We start from the raw sequence: 18,759 nt of genomic DNA, 5'->3' as shown, positions 1-18,759 counted from the left end.
GAGCCACCGCGGTGGTCAGTCGGCGATCCCTTCGGGGATCGCCTTCTTGACGGCCGAGGCCAGGTCGATCAGCACACTCGAACTGTCCCGGCCCTCCGGCACGGTGACCTCGACATACGCGCGACGCAATGCGGTGGTGAACCGGTACCCCCCGTCGCCGTCCTCCTCCATCAACCACCTGACGCCGTTCACGCCACCGGCCACCGCGTCGTCGTCCCGGCCCTCGGCCACCTTGGGGTCGCTCATCTTCGGCGGTCGCACGACACCGCACCGCAGTATGATCGCCGGGTCTCCCCAGCCCGCGGTCAGCGTGGACGCGGGCGAGGGATCCTCACGGTCGGCACCGTCCACCTCGGCCGGCAGTACCTTGTCGAGGTTCTGGCACAGCTTCGTGGCCTTCGCACCGGGGCTGGGAACCGCCGCCGACGCGCTGCCGTCTGCTGATGAGCAGCCCGCGGTGGTGACCAGCAGAAGGAACGCGGGCAGCCCGATGACAGCAAAGCGCCGGTGACGGAAAGAGTTCACCGGCCAAGGGTAGACGGGGGCTACAGATGTACGACCGGGCAGGTCAGGGTGCGCGTGATGCCGTCCACTTGCTGGACCTTGGCGACCACCATGCGACCCAGGTCGTCGACCGTGTCAGCTTGGGCGCGCACGATGACGTCGTACGGTCCGGTGACGTCCTCGGCCTGGATGACTCCAGGGAGCTTGCTGATCGTCTCGGCGACGGTCGACGCTTTGCCGACCTCCGTCTGGATCAGGATGTACGCCTGTACCACGGAACCTCCAGGGCGGCCACGAGGATCATGTGGGGAAAAGGAACGCCACGGTATCGCGTCCCCGCTCGTCACGGGGAGACCCTCGATGGCCAGGGCCCCCGCGCCGTGGTGCGGGGGCGACAGAAGTTGACGTACATCTCGACCGTAGCGAGCACCGTAGGGACGCGCGACCGGGTGCGGACTGGGACAGAAGGGGCGTAAGGGCAATGAAGGGCACTGTTGGTGAGCTCGGGGAGTTCGGGCTCATCAGGGAGCTCACCTCCCGTCTCACCACCACCCCGGCGGTCCGGGTCGGCCCGGGCGACGACGCCGCGGTGGTGGCCGCGCCCGACCGCAGGGTGGTCGCCAGCACGGACATCCTGCTGGAGGGACGGCACTTCCGCCGCGACTGGTCCACGGCCTACGACGTCGGCCGCAAGGCCGCCGCACAGAATCTCGCGGACATCGCCGCCATGGGCGCCGTACCGACCGCGCTGCTGCTCGGCCTGGTCGTGCCGGCCGAACTCCCGGTGACCTGGCCGAGCGAGCTGATGGACGGACTGCGCGACGAGTGCCAGGTCGCGGGCGCCTCGGTGGTCGGCGGTGACGTCGTACGCGGTGACACGATCATGGTGTCGATCACCGCGCTCGGCGATCTGCGCAACCAGGAGCCCGTCACCCGGGCCGGCGCGCAGCCCGGCGACCTCGTCGCCGTGACCGGCTGGCTGGGCTGGTCCGCGGCCGGATACGCCGTGCTCTCCCGGGGGTTCCGCTCGCCGCGCGCCTTCGTGGAGGCGCACCGGCGTCCCGAGCCGCCGTATCACGCGGGTCCGGCCGCCGCCGGGCTCGGCGCGACCGCGATGTGCGACGTGAGCGACGGGCTGATCGCCGACCTCGGCCACATCGCCGAGGCCAGCAAGGTCCGGATCGACATCCGCTCGGGCGCGATCGACATCCCGACGCAGATGAACGACATCGGGCAGGCCGTCGGCGTCGACCCCATGCAGTGGGTGCTGACCGGGGGAGAGGACCACGCGATCGTGGCGACCTTCCCGCCGGACGTGAAACTGCCGGCCCGCTGGAAGGTCATCGGCGAGGTCCTCAACCCCTCGGCGCTGCCCCAGGTCACGGTGGACGGGGCGCCGTGGACGAAGAAGGGCGGCTGGGACCACTTCGGCGGGGACATCGAGTCATGATCCCCAACGTCCTCACTGTGGCCGGTTCCGACTCCGGCGGGGGCGCGGGCATCCAGGCCGACCTGAAGACGATGCTCGCGCTCGGCGTGCACGGCATGAGCGTGATCACCGCGGTCACCGCCCAGAACTCCCTCGGCGTGCAGGGCGCCTGGGAGCTGCCGGTGGAGGCGGTGCGGGCGCAGTACCGCAGCGTCGTCGACGACATCGGCGTCCAGGCGGTCAAGACGGGCATGCTCGCCTCGGCCGAACTGGTCGAGGCGGTGGCGGAGTTGATCGGCGGCACCGACGCGCCCGCCGTGATCGACCCCGTCGGCGTCTCCAAGCACGGCGACTCACTGCTGGCGTCGTCCGCGCTGGAATCGGTGCGTACGAAGCTGCTGCCCGTGGCGACCGTGGCGACGCCGAACCTCGACGAGGTGGCGCAACTGACCGGCGTGCACGTCGAGTCCGAGGAGCAGCTTTGTGAGGCCGCGGCGGCCGTGCTGGCGTACGGTCCGCGCTGGGTGCTGATCAAGGGCGGTCATCTCTCCGGCGACGCCGTGGATCTGCTCACCGACGGCTCCGCGGAGCACTGGCTGCGGGCGCCCCGGCACGACAACCGCCACACACACGGGACGGGCTGCACGCTCGCCTCGGCGATCGCCTCGGGGCTCGCGAAGGGGCTGGCCGTGCCGGAGGCGGTGGCGGCGGCGAAGGAGTACGTCACCGGGGCGATCGCGGCCGGGTTCGCGCTGGGCGGGGGCATCGGTCCCGTGGATCACGGGTGGCGGTTCCGCGACGGCGCGTAGCCCACGGGCTGCCTGCGGGAAGCCGCTGGGCCTCGCTGGGCAGTCGCCGGGCACAGCAAAGAGCCGGTCCACCAGAGGTGGACCGGCTCAGTGCAGCGAACCAGCAGTGGCCGCGCGCGAAGCTGTGGGCGTCAGCGCGAGACCTTGCCGGCCTTGATGCACGAGGTGCAGGCGTTCACGCGCTTCGGCGTCCCGCCGACCACGGTACGGACGCGCTGGATGTTCGGGTTCCAGCGACGGGACGTACGGCGGTGCGAGTGCGAGATGTTGTTGCCGAAGCCCGGCCCCTTGCCGCAGACGTCGCAGTTGGCAGCCACGGGTCACTCCAAAGACTTCAGATGCACTTACGGTTGATCCCGGCAGGCCGGGATCAAGATCAAGGATCAGAGATCTGAGTGGCGTTGCCAGGGGTACGGCCCGATGTGGATCGGGCAACCGGAGCAGCATACAACGACTGCGCCAGTGGAACGAAACTACCATGGCTGCTCAGGGGTCTGCTCCCGGCCCTCTTCCGGCGCCCACCGGCCCTGGGTCTACGCTGCGTGCCACGTTCGGCCGTTCAAGGAGGCGCAGGTGGCGCAGGTGCCGCAGACATTCTTCGATGCTCTCGCGGTGCGCACCTGGTGCGGTCTCGCGCTGGAGTCGCTCGGCCGCGCGCGTGAGGAGATCGACGCGATCAACGTCTATCCCGTGGCCGACGGGGACACCGGGACGAACCTGTATCTGACCGTCGAGTCGGCGGTCGCCGCGGTGGAGGCCGTGTTCACCGCCTACGACGTGGGCAAACCCACCCTCGCGGACGCCGCCCGCGCCATGGCGCACGGCGCTCTCATAGGCGCCCGCGGGAACTCCGGCACGATCCTCGCCCAGCTCCTGCGGGGCATGGCCCAGGTGCTCGCCGACGGTGAGACGGCTCACACCGACGGATCCGGTCTGCGCCTCGCCCTGCGGCGGGCCGCCGACTCCGCCCGCCTGGCCGTGGCCCACCCCGTCGAGGGCACCGTCCTCACGGTCGCCTCGGCCGCCGCCGACGCGGCCCACGGTGCCGCCGGCGACGACTGCGGCGCGGTCGCGCGGGCGGCCTACGAAGGGGCGCGTACGGCGCTGGCCGCGACGCCCGGACAGCTTGCGGTCCTGGAGCGCGCGGGAGTGGTCGACGCCGGAGGGCGGGGCCTGCTGGCGGTGCTGGGCGCGCTGGTGGAGACGTTCACGGGGGAGGCGGTGCCCGCGGTCGCCGGGGCGCACGCGCGCGTGGCGGGCGCTGCGGCCACGGCCCCGGTCGCCACTGAGGGCGTCTCGCTCACCGAGGCCGAGGACTGCGCCGACGTCGTGGACGCGGGCGGCCCCGCCTTCGAGGTGATCTACCTCCTGGAGGCCGAGGACGCGGCCGTGGCGCGACTGCGGGAGCGGCTCGACGGCCTCGGGGACTCGCTCGTGATCGTCGGCGGTGACGGACTGTGGAACGTCCATGTGCACGTCGACGACGCCGGGGCCGCCGTGGAAGCCGGCGTCGAGGCCGGACGGCCGTACCGGATCAGGATCACCCACTTCGGGGTCGGTGACGCGCACACCACCGGCGAGCGGCTGCCCCGCGAGCGGGTCCAGCGGGCCGTCGTCGCCGTCGTGCCCGGCGAGGGCCTGGCCGGGCTGTACGGCGAGGCCGGCGCGACCACCGTCCTCGCGCGCCCCGGGGAGCCGCCGGCCAGCGGGGAGCTGGTGGAGGCCGTACGGCGGGCCCACGCGCGCGAGGTCGTGCTGCTGCCCAACGACGCCGAACTGCGGCACACCGCGGCCGCCGCGGCCGAGCAGGCCCGCACCGAGGGCATCCGCGTGGCGCTGATCCCCACCCGCTCCGCGGTCCAGGGCATCGCCGCGCTCGCCGTGCACGAGCCGGAGCGCCGCTTCGACGAGGACGTCGTGTCGATGACCTCGGCGGCCGGCGCGACCCGCTACGCCGAGGTCGCCGTCGCCGAACGCCAGTCCTGGACCATGGCCGGCATCTGCCAGGCCGGCGACGTCCTCGGCCTCATCGACGGCGACGTCGCCGTGATCGGCACGGACGTCACCGTCACCGCCGAGGGCGTCCTCGACCGCATGCTCTCCGCGGGCGGCGAACTCGTCACCCTCGTCCTCGGCGACGAGGCGCCCGAGACGATCGCCGAGCACCTCGAAGCACGCGTGCGTGAGTCCTACCTCGCCGTCGACACGGTCGTGTACCGGGGCGGCCGGCAGGGGGCCGTGCTGCTCATCGGCGTGGAGTGAGCCCGGCCGGGGCCTACGCCCCGTCCTGCTCCCGCACCACCTGAAGCATCTGCTGTGCCTCCGCCCGCCGCTCCAGCGCCGTCCCGTCGTCCTCTTCGGCACCGTCGTACGCCACCAGCACCGCACGCGCGCGTGCCGCCGCGTCGGCCGGGCGGCTCAGGTCGGCCTCCAGCCAGCCCGCGGCGAGCTCGGCGCCGGTACGGCTGTGCAGGGCGTCGTCACCGAGCGAGGCGAACACCTCGACGGCCCGCGCCACCTGGGACAGGGCCTCCTCCAGCACGCCCTGGATCGACTCGTCCTCGGCGTCCTCCGCGGCGGAACGCGCCAGCAGGTCGCTGAACTGGCGGTGGGTGTGGCCGAGTTCGGCGACCAGGCGCTCGCGCGCCTCCTCGTCGTCTGACGCCTCCAGCGCCGCCCGGCACTCCTCGACCGCGCTCGCCATCAGCTCGGACGCGGTGTCCTCCCGGTCGTCCTCGCCCAGCGCCAGCCACGCGCGTGCACGCAGCGAGCGGACCAGACCGTGGACGTTGCCGACGGAGCGCCACAGCGCGCCCGCGCGTGCGTACGCCCGGTCCGCCTCGGCGTGCAGGCCCGCATGGCCCAGGGACTCGGCGGCGAGGTGGGCGAGCGTGGCGTGGTCGTGCTGCTCGGGCCAGTGCCGGGCGGTCTCGGCGGCCTGCAGACGGCGTTCGGCCGCCGCCCGGTGCTCGCCCAGCTCGCTCAGACAGTCGCCGAGCCACCACTGCGTCTGGACGACCGCCCCGTCGCCGTGCGTCTCGGCGGACAGGTCCCCCAGCGCCGACTCCAGCACCTCGGCGGCCTCGGCGAACCGTCCCTGCCGCAGCAGGAACCCGCCGAGCTGATGCCGCGCCCAGGCGCCCAGCGTGCGGCTCTCGCCCGCCTCGTCGGCCCAGTGCGCCGCCTCCAGGGCGTGTTCCGCGGCCTCCTCGGACAGCCCCCGGCCGCCGAGCACCTCGGCAAGCTGAAGGTGGAGCTGGGCCCGTCCCATCGCCTCCAGGTGCGGCCCGCCGTGCTCCAGGGCCGCCCGCAGCGCCCGCTCGGCCTCCGCCGTGTCGCCGAGATGGTGCGCGAGCCCGGCCAGCCGGGCCTCGTACTCCACCGCGAACCACGGCAGTCCCGCCCCGACGAACGCCGCCGAGGCCCGCGCGAACAGCTCCGCGGCCCCCTCCACGTCCCCCGCGAGCGCCGCCAGCTCCGCGAGCATGGCCTGCGCCTCCGCGATCCGCGACGCGAGCCGTACGTCGTCCCCCGACTGCCCGTCGACGAGCGCGAGCACCTCACGGGCGGCGGTCCCGGCGTCGGCCACGAGGACCTGCGGCAGCGCGTCCTCGGCCTCGTGCACCCGCCGCATCAGGATCCGCGCCCGGCTCATCAGCACGGCCGCCGTCTGACGCACGCCGGTGCCGTCGTCGGCGTACAGCGCGAGCGCCGCGTCGTACAGGTCGGCGATGGCCGCGAGGGCCTCGTCCACCTCGCCCGTGAGGGCGCGCACGTACGCACCACGCGCGCGTGCCGCCAGCGCCTCCCCGGGGTCGCCCGCCTCCGCGTAAAGACCGGCGGCCTCCTCGAACAGGGAGATGCCCTCGGGGCCCAGGTCCATCGCCCGGTGGTCGGCGATCTCCGCGCGGTCACGGGCGTCCAGCTCGACGCCCTCGGCGGCCCGCGAGACGGCCGCCCACGCCTCCACGGCGCCCGGCTGGAGGGTGTCCGACAGCCGCCGTGCCTCGGCGATCAGTGCCGGCAGGTCGGGCCGGGTGTCCTCGGAGGAGTCGGCCGCGGCCGGCGCGGGCACGAGGGGCGTCGGCCGGGCCGCCGTACGCACTCCGAGGGGCAGCCGCTCCACCAAGGGCTCCTGTGCCATGCGCGCGCGTGCCCGCTCGCTCATGTGGGCCGTGCCGTTGCGCTCGTCGAAGCGGCCGGCCAGGGCGAGGGCCTCCTCGCGCGCGTGGGCGGCGAGTTCGCGGGCGGTCCAGGTGCGGCCCGCCGGACCGGGCACCTGCTGACCGCCCAGGCCGAGCACGCTCAGGCGGTCCATCAGCAGGGCCACCACCGTCATGAACTCCAGCTTGCTGCGCGGGTGCCCGTCGTCCGTGAAGTACGCCGGACGCTCCGCGAGCAGCTCCAGGCCGCGCGCCTCGTTGCCGGTCAGCACACAGAACTCCACATGGTCCGCGTACGCCCCGCGCATGCTCTCCATGGCCCGCACGAGCCGGAAACCCCGCAGATGGTTGGCGCGGGCCTCGTCCACGCGGCCCAGGCGCAGCAGCGGCGTCAGGGAGGACGCGAGGACCGTGTGCGGCTCGTGGGCGCAGGTGAACTCGCCCTCCAGCACCGGACCCCACAGCCGCAGCGCCTCGGCGTCCCGCCCCCGCTCGGCCTGCCACCAACCCTGCCCGTGCAGCTCGCACGCGTGGCAGTCGGCCATGGCGTCCCGGTCGGCGGCCAGCCAGGCACCGTACGCCCGCTCCGCCCGCGCCACGTCACCGATGTGCGCGGCCACGCTGAACTCGGCGCCGCGCACCGCCCGTTCGGAGTGCCCGGCGAGCCGGTAGCGGTGCTCCATCTCGCCGAGCCACTTCTCGATCGAGGCCAGCGGGACGTGCGGCTGGTCGAGCATGCCGGACGACATCCACTTGAAGACCCAGTGCAGCGAATGCGTCTCGTACTCGTCGAAGTCCTCGGGCCGCTCGTCCCACATGCGCAGCAGTCGCGCGAAGGGGACGAACATCTTGGCCTTCTCGGAGCTGTAGTTGTAGACCTTGAGCTGGTGCCCGAGCGCCTCGATCACGGCCAGCGGGACGTTCAGCTTCTCCGCCTCGGCGAGCAACTGCTCCGCGCGCGCGTTGCGGGCGGGACCCTCCGGCTCCTCGCCGTTCTCCGCCATGGCCCGGCGCAGCGAGTCGAAGTCGGTGATCTCACTCATCAGCGGCCTCCCTCGCCGTTCGTGGCCCACTCCAGAAGACCGATGAAGGCCCGGTTCAGCAGCGCCGAGTCGGCGGGCCTGAGCGGGCGCTGCGCCATCAGCAGGGCCTGCCCGTACAGGGACTCCGTCGCGGTGCCGATCAGCTCCGGATCGCCAAGCGAACCGATCCGCCGGATCAGCGGGTTGAGGTGGTTCAGCACCAGCCGCGCGCGGGGCGCGCTGCCGCGCAGCGAGCCGAGGATGCCCGCCCACAGGTCGTCGGCCTGCTCCTCCGCCTCGGCCCGCGCCTGCTCGTGCCGGGCGGCCCGGTCGTCCAGGTGCAGCGCGGGCACGGACAGCGGATGGAAGGCCCGCAGGACGACGTCACAGCCCAGCGGGTCCAGCTTCGCCCGCGCGGCGGCAAGGAAGCCCGACAGGGCCAGTTCCTCGGCCGGGTCGACCGCGTCCAGATGGGCGGTCACGGTGTCCGCGTCCAGTTCGGTGACGACCGTCCCCGGCCGCACCGACGGCAGTGCCTCGATCAGCTCGCTGTCGTAGGTGTAGCCGCCGTTGATCACCCCGACGCCCTGCGCGGAGGCGATCGGCGCGACCTGGCGGTACTCCTCCACGGTCCGCGTGAAGTGCACCACCGCGTGCCGCTGTGCGAACTCCTCCAGGGACAGTTGCCCGTCGGACGTCTCGAACGGCAGCCACGGCAGCATCGTGCGCAGCATCTCCTTGTCGTGCCGCGCCAGGGACTTCACGCCCAGGTGGTGCACGGACAGGAACGCCGCCAGCCGCTGCGGATCACCGGCCGCGAGCCCCGTCAGCCAGGACCGGATCCTTTCCCCGAGCGCGTCCCGTACGGCCGCCAGCGTCTCGTCCTCGTACAGCGCCTCGCGCGAGGCCGTCGGCCTGAGGCTGTCGGTGTCCAGGACGCAGCGCACGAAGAACGCCCAGTCGGGCAGGAGCTGTTCGGCCCGCTCCGTCAGCAGCATGCCCTTGAGGTGGACGCGATGACCCGCCCGCTGGGCCGGGCTGACCGCGGCCGGCAGGACGTACGCCACCCCGCGGATCCCGGCCAGCGGCACGTTCAGCTCGATCGAGTCCAGCGGGGTGAAGCCGAACAGGTCCTGACAGTGCCGGGCCAGCGCCACCCGGCGGTTGGCGGGGGAGGGGTACGAGCGGTCCCAGGGCGCCGGAAGGTCGGTGACCGCCTCGCCGCCGACCCGGACGTCGTACGGCAGCAGCGAGCCGAAGTCCCGCGCCAGCGACAGGACCCGGTCCTCGGCCAGCCACTCGGCGGCACCGGCGCGCGCCACGAGGTGCACGGTGGTGCCGGGTTCGGGCCGGGCGTCGTCCGGCAGGGTCCGCACGGTGTACGAACCGTCGTCCGCCGCCGTCCACTCCACGGGCGGCGCGTCCGGCGTGCGGGCGCTGCGGCTGACCACCCGGATCCGCTCGGCGACCACGAAACAGGCCAGCAGGCCGATGCCGAACTGCCCCAGGAAGTCGGACCGGGCCTCCTGAAGTCCCTCCGCGCGCTTGGAGCTGCGCCCGATGGTCGCGAGGAGGTTGTGCACGTCCGCCTCGGTCAGCCCGATCCCGGAGTCCTCCACCCGCAGGGCGCCCGACTCGGCGTACAGCCGCACCACCGCGGGCGCGCCCGGCTCCTCGGCGCGTCTGGCGGTGATGGCGTCGACGGCGTTCTGCAGGAGCTCGCGCAGATAGACCTTGGGACTGGAGTAGAGGTGGTGGGAGAGCAGGTCCACCAGACCGCGCAGGTCGACCTGGAACGTATGAGGTGACTGGGACGGCTGAGGGGCCTGGGATGACTGTGAGGTCTGGGAGTCCATCGTCGCAGCGCCGTTGGGGGGTCTCGGAGACGGCGCGGGGTCGGGCGGTCCCGGTGAGGCGGTGACCGCGAAAGGATGGCCGGAGCGCGCCATCCTAGAGCCGAAACGAGCCGCCTGACCAGGGGTTTCCGGGACGTTTACCGGGACGGCCGCAGCGGCCTCTACGGCTTTGTCAGTGCCGTGGTGTGGAATGGATCTCGTGCCCGCACTGGAAGAACCACTGAAGAAAGTGCTCGGCCCTCCCACCGCGAAGGTGATGGCCGAGCATCTCGGCCTGCACACCGTGGGCGACCTGCTGCACCACTATCCGCGCAGATACGAGGAGCGCGGCCAGCTCACCCACCTCGCCGACCTCCCCATGGACGAGCACGTCACCGTGGTCGCGATGGTCGCCGACGCCCGCCTGCACACCTTCGCCTCCAGCAAGGCCCCCCGGGGCAAGGGACAGCGCCTCGAAGTCACGATCACCGACGGCAGCGGCCGCCTCCAACTGGTCTTCTTCGGGGCCGGCGTTCACAAGCCCCACAAGGAGCTCCTGCCGGGCACCCGCGCGATGTTCGCGGGCAAGGTCTCCGTCTTCAACCGCCGCCTCCAACTGGCACACCCGGCCTACGAATTGCTGCGCGGCGACTCGGACGAGACCGTCGAGACCTGGGCCGGCGCCCTGATCCCGATCTACCCGGCCACCGGCAAACTGGAGTCCTGGAAGATCGGAAAGGCCGTCCAGACGGTCCTGCCCAGCGCGCAGGAGGCGGTCGACCCGCTCCCGCCCGCTCTCCGCGAGGACCGCGGCATGGTCCCCCTCCCCGAGGCCCTCCTCAAGATCCACCGCCCGCACACCAAGGCGGACATCGAGGACGCCCGCTCCCGCCTCAAGTGGGACGAGGCCTTCGTCCTCCAGGTCGCCCTCGCCCGCCGCCGCCACGCCGACGCCCAACTCCCCGCGGTCGCCCGCCGCCCCAGCCCCGACGGCCTCCTGACCGCCTTCGACGCCCGCCTCCCCTTCACCCTCACCGAGGGCCAGCAGAAGGTCTCGAAGGAGATCTTCGACGACCTGGCGACCGAGCATCCGATGCACCGGCTGCTCCAGGGGGAGGTCGGATCGGGCAAGACGATGGTGGCGCTGCGCGCCATGCTCGCCGTCGTCGACGCGGGTGGGCAGGCCGCCATGCTCGCGCCCACCGAGGTGCTGGCCCAGCAGCATCACCGGTCGATCGTCGAGATGATGGGTGAACTGGCCGAGGGCGGGATGCTGGGCGGGTCCGAGCAGGCCACCAAGGTGGTGCTGCTGACCGGTTCCATGGGCGCGGCCGCCCGGCGTCAGGCGCTGCTGGACCTGGTCACCGGCGAGGCCGGGATCGTCATCGGCACGCACGCGCTGATCGAGGACAAGGTGCAGTTCCACGACCTCGGCCTGGTCGTGGTCGACGAACAGCACCGGTTCGGCGTGGAGCAGCGCGACGCCCTGCGCGGCAAGGGCAAGCAGCCGCCCCATCTGCTCGTCATGACGGCGACGCCTATTCCGCGCACGGTTGCGATGACGGTCTTCGGTGATCTGGAGACCTCCGTCCTCGACCAGCTCCCGGCCGGCCGCTCGCCCATCGCCTCCCATGTCGTCCCGGCCGCCGACAAGCCCCACTTCCTGGCCCGCACCTGGGAGCGGGTGCGCGAGGAAGCCGGCAACGGCCATCAGGCGTACGTCGTCTGCCCCCGCATCGGGGACGAGGAGGACGACCCGAAGAAGGCGGGCAAGAAGAAGTCCCCCGAGGACGAGGCGGAGAAGCGCCCTCCGCTCGCCGTCCTCGACGTGGCGGACCACCTCGCCAAGGGTCCCCTCCAGGGCCTGAAGGTCGAGGTCCTGCACGGCCGTATGCACCCCGACGACAAGGACGCCGTCATGCGCCGCTTCGCCGCCGGCGAGACGGACGTACTGGTCGCCACGACGGTCATCGAGGTCGGTGTGAACGTCCCCAACGCCACCGCGATGGTGATCATGGACGCCGACCGCTTCGGTGTCTCCCAGCTCCACCAGCTCCGTGGCCGCGTCGGCCGTGGCTCGGCGGCGGGCCTCTGCCTCCTCGTCACCGAGATGCCGGAGGCCAGCGCGGCCCGCCAGCGTCTCAACGCCGTCGCCGCCACCCTCGACGGCTTCGAGCTCTCCCGCATCGACCTCGAACAGCGCCGCGAGGGCGATGTCCTCGGCCAGGCCCAGTCCGGGGCCCGCACCAGCCTGCGGATGCTGGCGGTCATCGAGGACGAGGAGATCATCGCGGAGGCGCGGGAGGAGGCGGTGACGCTGGTGGCGGCGGATCCGGAGCTGGAGCATCTCCCCGGTCTGCGCACAGCACTGGACGCCCTCTTGGACGAGGAAAGGGAACAGTTCCTGGAAAAGGGGTGAGGGATGCCGACCCAGGGGCGGGGGGCTGTATGGACCATGCGGCTACCGCCTTGGGGGCGCGACCAGCCACACTGAAACTAAAAGCCGCCCACAACCAAGGACCCCAGATGACCCGCGTGATCGCCGGCGCAGCCGGCGGACGTCGTCTAGCCGTGCCGCCCGGCACGGGCACCAGGCCAACATCAGACCGCGCACGCGAGGGTCTCTTCTCCACCTGGCAGTCCCTCCTCGGCGGCCCCCTGGAGGGGGAGAGGGTCCTCGACCTGTACGCGGGTTCGGGCGCCGTCGGCCTGGAGGCCCTGTCCCGCGGCGCCGGCCACACCCTCCTCGTCGAGGCCGACGCGAGAGCGGCCCGCATCATCCGCGAGAACGTCAGGAATCTCGGCCTGCCCGGCGCCGAGGTGAGGTCGGGCAAAGCCGAACAGATCATCCAGACCCCGGCGCCGGCCGAGCCGTACGACATCGTCTTCCTCGACCCGCCGTACGCGGTCACGGACGACGATCTTCGGGAGATTCTCCTCACACTCCGCGCGGAGGGCTGGCTCGCGCCCGAGGCGCTGGTCACCGTGGAGCGCAGCACCAGAGGCGGGGAATTCCGGTGGCCCGACGGATTCGAAGCGATCCGGGCCCGTCGTTACGGCGAGGGAACGTTTTGGTACGGTCGCGCCGCCTCTACGTGCGAAGACGCACGATGACCGGACCGGAGAGCGAGGGATCACAAGTGCGCCGCGCCGTATGTCCCGGGTCGTTCGACCCGATCACCAACGGACATCTCGACATCATTTCCCGCGCCTCCAGGCTGTACGACGAGGTCTACGTCGCAGTCATGATCAACAAGTCCAAGCGGGGGCTGTTCGAGATCGAGGAGCGGATCGACCTGATCCAGCAGGTCACCGCGGAGTTCGAGAACGTCCGGGTCGAGGCCTTCCACGGCCTCCTCGTCGACTTCTGCAAGGAACGCGACATCCCGGCCATCGTCAAGGGCCTGCGCGCGGTCAGCGACTTCGACTACGAGTTGCAGATGGCGCAGATGAACAACGGCCTGTCCGGCGTGGAGACGCTCTTCGTGCCGACCAACCCCACCTACAGCTTCCTCTCCTCCTCGCTGGTGAAGGAGGTCGCCACGTGGGGCGGCGACGTGTCCCACCTGGTGCCGCCGCTGGTGGTGGAGGCCCTCAACAAGCGTCTGCGCCAAGGCTGAACGGGCGGCTACAGTCGTCCCGTCCGTCTCCATCAAGCTGTAGAGAGTGGCGAGCACACGGTGGACGTACAGAACAAGCTCGACGAGATCGTCGCGGCGGTCTCAGGTGCCCGGTCGATGCCGATGTCGGCCTCGTGCGTGGTCAACCGCGCCGAACTGCTCTCCATGCTGGAAGAGGTCCGTGCGGCCCTGCCCGGCTCGCTCGCCCAGGCCCAGGAGCTGATCGGCGACCGTGAGCAGATGGTCGAGCAGGCCCGCCAGGAGGCCGAGCGCATCATCGGGCAGGCGCACGCCGAGCGCGGCTCGCTGATCTCCGACACCGAGGTCGCCCGCCGTTCCCAGGTCGAGGGCGACCGCATCCTCGCCGAGGCCCGCCAGGAGGCCGAGGACGTCCGCGCGGAGGCCGACGACTACGTCGACTCCAAGCTCGCCAACTTCGAAGTCGTCCTCACCAAGACCCTCGGCTCCGTCGGCCGCGGCCGCGAGAAGCTCCTTGGTACCGGCCCCGGCCTCGACGAGCAGGGCTACGAGGACGAGGACGCCCCCGAGCGCAGCCACGACCCCGAGACCCTGCGCCGCACGGCCGACCAGTACGTCGACGCCAAGCTCGGCGCCTTCGAGGCCGTCCTCGCCAAGACCCTGGAGGCCGTCGGCCGCGGCCGGCAGAAGCTGCACGGCCGGATCGCCACCGACGACCTCGGCGCCCTCGCCGACGACCTCGGCACCGTCCAGCACTCCAGCGACGCCGACTACCTCGCCGACCTCGCCGCGCTCGCGGAGCAGGACGCCCCCGCGGCCCCGGCCGAACAGCCGACGCCGGCCGTACCGGCGCAGCCGCAGTACGACCCGCAGCCCGTGCAGCCGGCGTACGGCTACCAGCAGGCGGACGCCTACGCCGGCTACCAGCAGGGCTACGGCGGCCAGCAGGACCCGTACGGCTACCAGCAGGCCGATCCCTATGCCTATCAGGGCTACGACGCCCAGCAGGCGGCCTACGACCAGCAGCAGCCCCAACAGGCCGCCCAGCAGTCGTACGCCCTCGACGAGACCAGCCTCTTCGACACCGGCATGATCACTCCGGAGCAGCTCAGGGCGTACGAGCAGGGGCGCGGTCAGTAAGGGAACGCACCCGATTGGGCCGTGAGCGAAAGGTCCAGTATCCTGGCTCTTCGGTCGCGCGTACGTCCGCGATCAAAGCTGCCCGGGAACACCGAGGGCAGTGACCCCTCGAGCTCAGCAGATCGAAAGCAGGAATGGCGTGACAGCCCGCCTCGACCACCGCAACCCTCTCGTGTTCGACACGCACGAGCTGGGTCGGCGGCCCGGTGCGCTGCAGCGCCTGACCCGCACGATCGACGCCCCCAAGGACCTCGGTATCCAGAAGGTCGTCGGAGTGCCGGAAGGCGCCCCGGTGGAGCTCGAACTCCGACTCGAGTCGGTCATGGAAGGGGTGCTTGTCACAGGCACCGCCCGTGCACAGGCCGAGGGGGAGTGCGTAAGGTGTCTGGAGCCGCTTCAGCTCGACGTCGAAGCGGAATTCCAGGAGATGTTCTCGTACCCTGACGCCGACGATCGGGGCCGCGTTCACCACGCGGAACCCGGCGACGACGCCGAGGACGACGAGGGCAGGCTCTTTCTCGAGGACGGCATGTTCGACCTCGAACCCGTGCTGCGCGATGCGGTGGTGCTCGCACTGCCGATGCAGCCGGTGTGCCAGGAAGACTGCCCGGGACTGTGCGCCGAGTGCGGAGCACGTCTCGCGGACGACCCGGACCACCACCATGACGCCGTCGACATCCGTTGGGCGGCACTGCAGGGACTCGCCGGTTCACTCGAAGACGGCGAGAAGGACGAGATGAGCGGCGCCGAACCGGGCGTCGACGAGAAGCAGGAGAAGTAGCCGTGGCTGTTCCGAAGCGGAAGATGTCGCGCAGCAACACGCGCCACCGCCGGTCGCAGTGGAAGGCTGCGGTCCCCACCCTGGTTGCGTGCGAGCGCTGCCACGAGCCCAAGCAGCAGCACATCGCGTGCCCGTCTTGCGGCACCTATAACAAGCGCCAGGTCCTCGAGGTCTGAGCGGCTGGTGAGAGGCACTGTGTCCACGCCTAAGAAGAACGCTGCGGACAACACAGCCTCGTCCCACACGCTGTTGGAAGGGCGGCTCGGGTACAAGCTCGAGTCCGCCCTTCTGGTGCGTGCGCTGACCCACCGTTCCTACGCGTACGAGAACGGCGGTCTGCCGACCAACGAGCGCCTGGAGTTCCTCGGGGACTCCGTGCTGGGTCTCGTGGTCACGGACACGCTGTACCGAACCCACCCCGACCTGCCCGAAGGCCAACTGGCCAAGCTGCGGGCCGCGGTGGTCAATTCGCGTGCGCTGGCGGAGGTCGGCCGTGGGCTGGACCTGGGCTCCTTCATCCGGCTCGGCCGTGGTGAAGAGGGCACGGGCGGCCGGGACAAGGCGTCCATCCTCGCCGACACCCTGGAAGCGGTGATCGGCGCGGTCTATCTCGACCAGGGCCTGGACTCGGCGGCGGAGCTGGTGCACCGCCTGTTCGACCCCCTGATCGAGAAGTCCTCGAACCTCGGAGCCGGCCTGGACTGGAAGACCAGTCTCCAGGAGCTCACCGCGACCGAAGGACTCGGTGTGCCCGAGTACCTGGTCACGGAGACCGGCCCCGACCACGAGAAGACCTTCACTGCTGCCGCCCGCGTCGGAGGCGTCTCGTACGGCACCGGCACCGGCCGCAGCAAGAAGGAGGCGGAGCAGCAGGCCGCTGAATCCGCGTGGCGGGCCATCAAGGCCGCCGCGGAGGAGCGTGCCAAGAAGGCGGCCGAGAACGCCGCCGAGCCCGACGCGGACGCGTCGTCGGCCTCCGCCTGACCGAACAGCGCGATCCGAGCGCCCGTCCCGGCCAATGGGGCGGGCGCTCGGCCCATACCCGCAAGGTGTGTACGGGGGATCCCATGCCCGAGTTGCCCGAGGTCGAGGTCGTACGGCGCGGCCTGGAGCGGTGGGTCGCCCACCGCACGGTCGCCGACGCCGAGGTTCTGCACCCGCGTGCCGTACGCCGGCACATCGCCGGCGCGGACGACTTCGCGCACCGCCTCAAGGGCCACCGGATCGGAGTCCCCAGCCGCCGCGGCAAGTACCTGTGGCTGCCCCTGGAGGACACCACCCAGTCGGTCCTCGCCCACCTCGGCATGAGCGGCCAGCTCCTGGTCCAGCCGCACACCGCGCCCGACGAGAAGCACCTCAGGATCCGGGTGCGTTTCGCGGACGCGCTCGACACCGAGCTGCGCTTCGTCGACCAACGCACCTTCGGCGGACTGTCGTTGCACGACAACACCCCCGACGGCCTGCCCGACGTCATCGCGCACATCGCCCGCGACCCACTCGATCCGCTCTTCGACGACGAGGCCTTCCACCAGGCCCTGCGCCGCAAGCGCACCACCATCAAACGGGCCCTGCTCGACCAGTCGTTGATCAGCGGCGTCGGCAACATCTACGCGGACGAGGCCCTTTGGCGCGCCCGACTGCACTACGAGCGCCCGACCGGCACCTTCACCCGCCCGCGCAGCCTCGAACTCCTGGGCCACGTAAGGGACGTGATGAGCGCCGCCCTCTCGGTCGGCGGCACGAGCTTCGACAGCCTGTATGTCAACGTCAACGGCGAGTCGGGCTACTTCGACCGCTCACTCGACGCGTACGGCCGTGAAGGGCTGCCCTGCAAGCGGTGCGGTACGCCGATGCGCAGGCGGCCCTGGATGAACCGGTCCAGCTACTTCTGCCCGAAGTGTCAGAGGGCGCCGCGCGTCTCGTCGTAGTGCCGGCGTGCTTCGAGCACGTCGTCCATCTGCCCCTCCACGAAGTGGATGAGGCTCAGCAGCCGCTCGGCGATCCCGCGCCCCAGCGGCGTCAGCTCGTAGTCGACCCGCGGCGGATTGGTCGGCTGGGCGTCGCGGTGCACCAGGCCGTCCCGCTCCAGGGCGTGCAGTGTCTGGGACAGCATCTTCTCGCTGACGCCGTCGACCCGACGGCGCAGCTCGTTGAAACGCAGCGAGCCCTCGTACAGGGCGCCCAGAGTGAGTCCGCCCCAGCGGCCCGTGACGTGCTCCAGCGTGCCGCGCGAGGGGCACGCCTTGGCGAACACGTTGTACGGGAGGTCCTGCGCCTCCGTGCGCTCCTGCGTGGTGTCCATGACTGAAGCGTACTCGAACGCAGCGCTAACTGGCAGGTTGCACTAACCAGAAGTTAGTGCTTTCCTTTGGTCATCGCCAGTGAGCTGCCTATTTCAGGAGTGCCTACGTGACCACCCCCGTTGTCTCCATCGCCTACCACTCCGGTTTCGGCCACACCGCCGTCATCGCAGAGGCCGTCCGCGCCGGTGCCGTCGAGGCCGGTGCCGAGGTGCACCTGATCAAGGTCGACGAGATCACCGAGGAGCAGTGGACGATCCTCGACGCCTCCGACGCCATCGTGTTCGGCTCGCCGACCTACATGGGCACCGCGTCCGGCGCCTTCCACGTCTTCGCCGAGGCCACCTCCAAGCGCTGGGCCGAGCAGGCATGGAAGGACAAGCTGGCCGCCGGCTTCACCAACTCCGCCTCCAAGAGCGGCGACAAGCTGCACACCTTGCAGTTCTTCCAGATCCTGGCCGCCCAGCTCGGGATGCACTGGGTCAACCTCGGCCTGCTCCCCGGCTGGAACAACAGCGCCGGCTCCGAGAACGACATCAACCGCCTCGGCTTCTTCAGCGGTGCCGCCGCCCAGACCAATGTCGACCAGGGTCCGGAGGCCGTCCACAAGGCCGACGTGGCGACCGCCGAGCACCTCGGCCGCCGGGTGACCGAGACCGCGAAGACGTTCGCCCTCGGCCGCGCCGCGGCCGCCGCGTAGGCACACAGCCACCCACACACGAGGGGCTCCCATCCGGTCTTCACCGGGTGGGAGCCCCTCGTCGTAGGCGTGCGTGGTGACGCACCCGCCTCACCGCCACGGCGTCCGAATGCCGACGGAGTGCCGTCGTGCCAGGCTGAGATCAGGGATCGAGTCAGTCCATCCATCAGGTTCGGCTGACCGGATGGCTCTGCGACCCAAGGAGGCCGACGTGGCCGGGTGAAGCCAACTTGGGCCCGCGCCCCTGGCATGGGCCCACGTCCGGTACCACCCTCTTCGACGCGGCACTGATGATCTTCGGCGGTGCGATGGCGATCTTCGAGGGAGTCGCCGCCATCGCTGAGGACGACCTGTTCCTCGCGACACGTCCGGCTCACGACGACCGGATGGCCTGACGGCGGCTGTCCGGACCCGGAGCAGGGCCGCCGTGGATCAGAAGGGCTTCTAGGTCTCTGACCTGCGGTTGTCTCAGTAGCC

General features: G+C 71.3%; 18 protein-coding genes and 1 pseudogene. 13 read left to right on the top strand and 6 right to left on the bottom strand.

Annotation, left to right across the window (positions count from 1 at the left end; translation table 11 throughout):
• Positions 1-15 precede the first annotated feature (15 nt).
• On the bottom strand, positions 16-525 hold the full coding sequence (locus ACZ69Q_RS37965; RefSeq protein ID WP_471051325.1) for a DUF3515 domain-containing protein: 510 nt from the start codon (positions 523-525) through the stop codon (positions 16-18).
• Between the two features lie 20 nt (positions 526-545).
• Complete coding sequence (locus ACZ69Q_RS37960) at positions 546-779, bottom strand: Lrp/AsnC family transcriptional regulator (RefSeq protein ID WP_030952852.1); 234 nt, start codon at positions 777-779, stop codon at positions 546-548.
• 206 nt (positions 780-985) lie between these two features.
• Here ACZ69Q_RS37960 and ACZ69Q_RS37955 point away from each other — a divergent pair, with 206 nt between their 5' ends.
• Positions 986-1,954 (top strand): thiamine-phosphate kinase, encoded by a 969-nt coding sequence (locus ACZ69Q_RS37955; protein ID WP_126395335.1) that lies wholly within the window; start codon positions 986-988, stop codon positions 1,952-1,954.
• Complete coding sequence (thiD, locus tag ACZ69Q_RS37950) at positions 1,951-2,742, top strand: bifunctional hydroxymethylpyrimidine kinase/phosphomethylpyrimidine kinase (RefSeq protein WP_471051321.1); 792 nt, start codon at positions 1,951-1,953, stop codon at positions 2,740-2,742. Before ACZ69Q_RS37955 ends, thiD begins: the two co-directional genes overlap by 4 nt.
• 131 nt (positions 2,743-2,873) lie before the next feature.
• On the opposite strand, the gene rpmB is transcribed toward thiD, so the two are convergent.
• Positions 2,874-3,059, bottom strand: a complete 186-nt coding sequence (rpmB, locus tag ACZ69Q_RS37945) for a 50S ribosomal protein L28 (RefSeq protein WP_003993230.1) — start codon at positions 3,057-3,059, stop codon at positions 2,874-2,876.
• A 256-nt stretch (positions 3,060-3,315) separates the two neighbouring features.
• Between rpmB and ACZ69Q_RS37940 the strand changes: the two genes are divergently transcribed.
• Entirely contained in the window at positions 3,316-5,004 is a 1,689-nt protein-coding gene (locus ACZ69Q_RS37940) for a DAK2 domain-containing protein (RefSeq protein ID WP_471051318.1), read from the top strand.
• Between the two features lie 13 nt (positions 5,005-5,017).
• On the opposite strand, the gene ACZ69Q_RS37935 is transcribed toward ACZ69Q_RS37940, so the two are convergent.
• Positions 5,018-7,948 (bottom strand): tetratricopeptide repeat protein, encoded by a 2,931-nt coding sequence (locus tag ACZ69Q_RS37935; protein WP_471051315.1) that lies wholly within the window; start codon positions 7,946-7,948, stop codon positions 5,018-5,020.
• Positions 7,948-9,783, bottom strand: a complete 1,836-nt coding sequence (locus ACZ69Q_RS37930) for an HSP90 family protein (protein ID WP_471051312.1) — start codon at positions 9,781-9,783, stop codon at positions 7,948-7,950. Before ACZ69Q_RS37930 ends, ACZ69Q_RS37935 begins: the two co-directional genes overlap by 1 nt.
• A gap of 190 nt (positions 9,784-9,973) precedes the next feature.
• On the opposite strand from ACZ69Q_RS37930, the gene recG reads away from it, so the two are divergent.
• The 8 genes from recG to mutM all read left to right on the top strand — a co-directional run bounded on the left by recG (position 9,974) and on the right by mutM (position 17,210).
• Complete coding sequence (gene recG, locus ACZ69Q_RS37925; protein WP_471051309.1) at positions 9,974-12,181, top strand: ATP-dependent DNA helicase RecG; 2,208 nt, start codon at positions 9,974-9,976, stop codon at positions 12,179-12,181.
• A gap of 107 nt (positions 12,182-12,288) precedes the next feature.
• Positions 12,289-12,876, top strand: coding sequence for a 16S rRNA (guanine(966)-N(2))-methyltransferase RsmD (rsmD, locus tag ACZ69Q_RS37920; protein ID WP_471051307.1), 588 nt, complete (start codon positions 12,289-12,291; stop codon positions 12,874-12,876).
• 26 nt (positions 12,877-12,902) lie between these two features.
• Entirely contained in the window at positions 12,903-13,382 is a 480-nt protein-coding gene (gene coaD, locus ACZ69Q_RS37915) for a pantetheine-phosphate adenylyltransferase (protein WP_471051496.1), read from the top strand.
• A 60-nt stretch (positions 13,383-13,442) separates the two neighbouring features.
• Positions 13,443-14,501: a cell division initiation protein gene (locus tag ACZ69Q_RS37910; RefSeq protein WP_471051305.1), complete on the top strand. Its 1,059-nt coding sequence runs from the start codon at positions 13,443-13,445 to the stop codon at positions 14,499-14,501.
• A gap of 139 nt (positions 14,502-14,640) precedes the next feature.
• Positions 14,641-15,282 (top strand): YceD family protein, encoded by a 642-nt coding sequence (locus tag ACZ69Q_RS37905; protein ID WP_471051302.1) that lies wholly within the window; start codon positions 14,641-14,643, stop codon positions 15,280-15,282.
• Positions 15,283-15,284: 2 nt separating this feature from the next.
• Complete coding sequence (rpmF, locus tag ACZ69Q_RS37900) at positions 15,285-15,458, top strand: 50S ribosomal protein L32 (RefSeq protein WP_003951102.1); 174 nt, start codon at positions 15,285-15,287, stop codon at positions 15,456-15,458.
• Positions 15,459-15,477: 19 nt separating this feature from the next.
• Positions 15,478-16,266: a ribonuclease III gene (gene rnc, locus ACZ69Q_RS37895; RefSeq protein WP_471051493.1), complete on the top strand. Its 789-nt coding sequence runs from the start codon at positions 15,478-15,480 to the stop codon at positions 16,264-16,266.
• An 83-nt stretch (positions 16,267-16,349) separates the two neighbouring features.
• Positions 16,350-17,210 (top strand): bifunctional DNA-formamidopyrimidine glycosylase/DNA-(apurinic or apyrimidinic site) lyase, encoded by an 861-nt coding sequence (gene mutM, locus ACZ69Q_RS37890; protein WP_471051299.1) that lies wholly within the window; start codon positions 16,350-16,352, stop codon positions 17,208-17,210.
• On the opposite strand, the gene ACZ69Q_RS37885 is transcribed toward mutM, so the two are convergent.
• Positions 17,183-17,584: a winged helix-turn-helix transcriptional regulator gene (locus ACZ69Q_RS37885; protein WP_471051297.1), complete on the bottom strand. Its 402-nt coding sequence runs from the start codon at positions 17,582-17,584 to the stop codon at positions 17,183-17,185. The genes mutM and ACZ69Q_RS37885 overlap by 28 nt on opposite strands.
• A 107-nt stretch (positions 17,585-17,691) precedes the next feature.
• Between ACZ69Q_RS37885 and ACZ69Q_RS37880 the strand changes: the two genes are divergently transcribed.
• Together ACZ69Q_RS37880 and ACZ69Q_RS37875 are read left to right on the top strand one after the other, a co-directional pair.
• Positions 17,692-18,282: a flavodoxin family protein gene (locus ACZ69Q_RS37880; protein ID WP_471051294.1), complete on the top strand. Its 591-nt coding sequence runs from the start codon at positions 17,692-17,694 to the stop codon at positions 18,280-18,282.
• Between the two features lie 230 nt (positions 18,283-18,512).
• Positions 18,513-18,650, top strand: a pseudogene (locus ACZ69Q_RS37875) (DUF7144 family membrane protein); the annotation flags it as partial.
• Between the last annotated feature and the right edge of the window lie 109 nt (positions 18,651-18,759).

Source organism: Streptomyces sp. NPDC036764 (genome assembly GCF_055609385.1).
The sequence above is the reverse complement of the archived record's forward strand: the minus strand, read 5'-3'. Positions and strand labels throughout refer to the sequence as shown.

Bases quoted from the DNA above. Each gene is read 5' to 3' on its own strand.
- ACZ69Q_RS37955 (WP_126395335.1), top strand. From the start codon at position 986: ATGAAGGGCACTGTTGGTGAGCTCGGGGAGTTCGGGCTCATCAGGGAG.
- thiD (WP_471051321.1), top strand. From the start codon at position 1,951: ATGATCCCCAACGTCCTCACTGTGGCCGGTTCCGACTCCGGCGGGGGC.
- ACZ69Q_RS37935 (WP_471051315.1), bottom strand. From the start codon at position 7,948: ATGAGTGAGATCACCGACTTCGACTCGCTGCGCCGGGCCATGGCGGAG.
- ACZ69Q_RS37930 (WP_471051312.1), bottom strand. From the start codon at position 9,783: ATGGACTCCCAGACCTCACAGTCATCCCAGGCCCCTCAGCCGTCCCAG.
- recG (WP_471051309.1), top strand. From the start codon at position 9,974: ATGGATCTCGTGCCCGCACTGGAAGAACCACTGAAGAAAGTGCTCGGC.
- rsmD (WP_471051307.1), top strand. From the start codon at position 12,289: ATGACCCGCGTGATCGCCGGCGCAGCCGGCGGACGTCGTCTAGCCGTG.
- mutM (WP_471051299.1), top strand. From the start codon at position 16,350: ATGCCCGAGTTGCCCGAGGTCGAGGTCGTACGGCGCGGCCTGGAGCGG.
- ACZ69Q_RS37885 (WP_471051297.1), bottom strand. From the start codon at position 17,584: ATGGACACCACGCAGGAGCGCACGGAGGCGCAGGACCTCCCGTACAAC.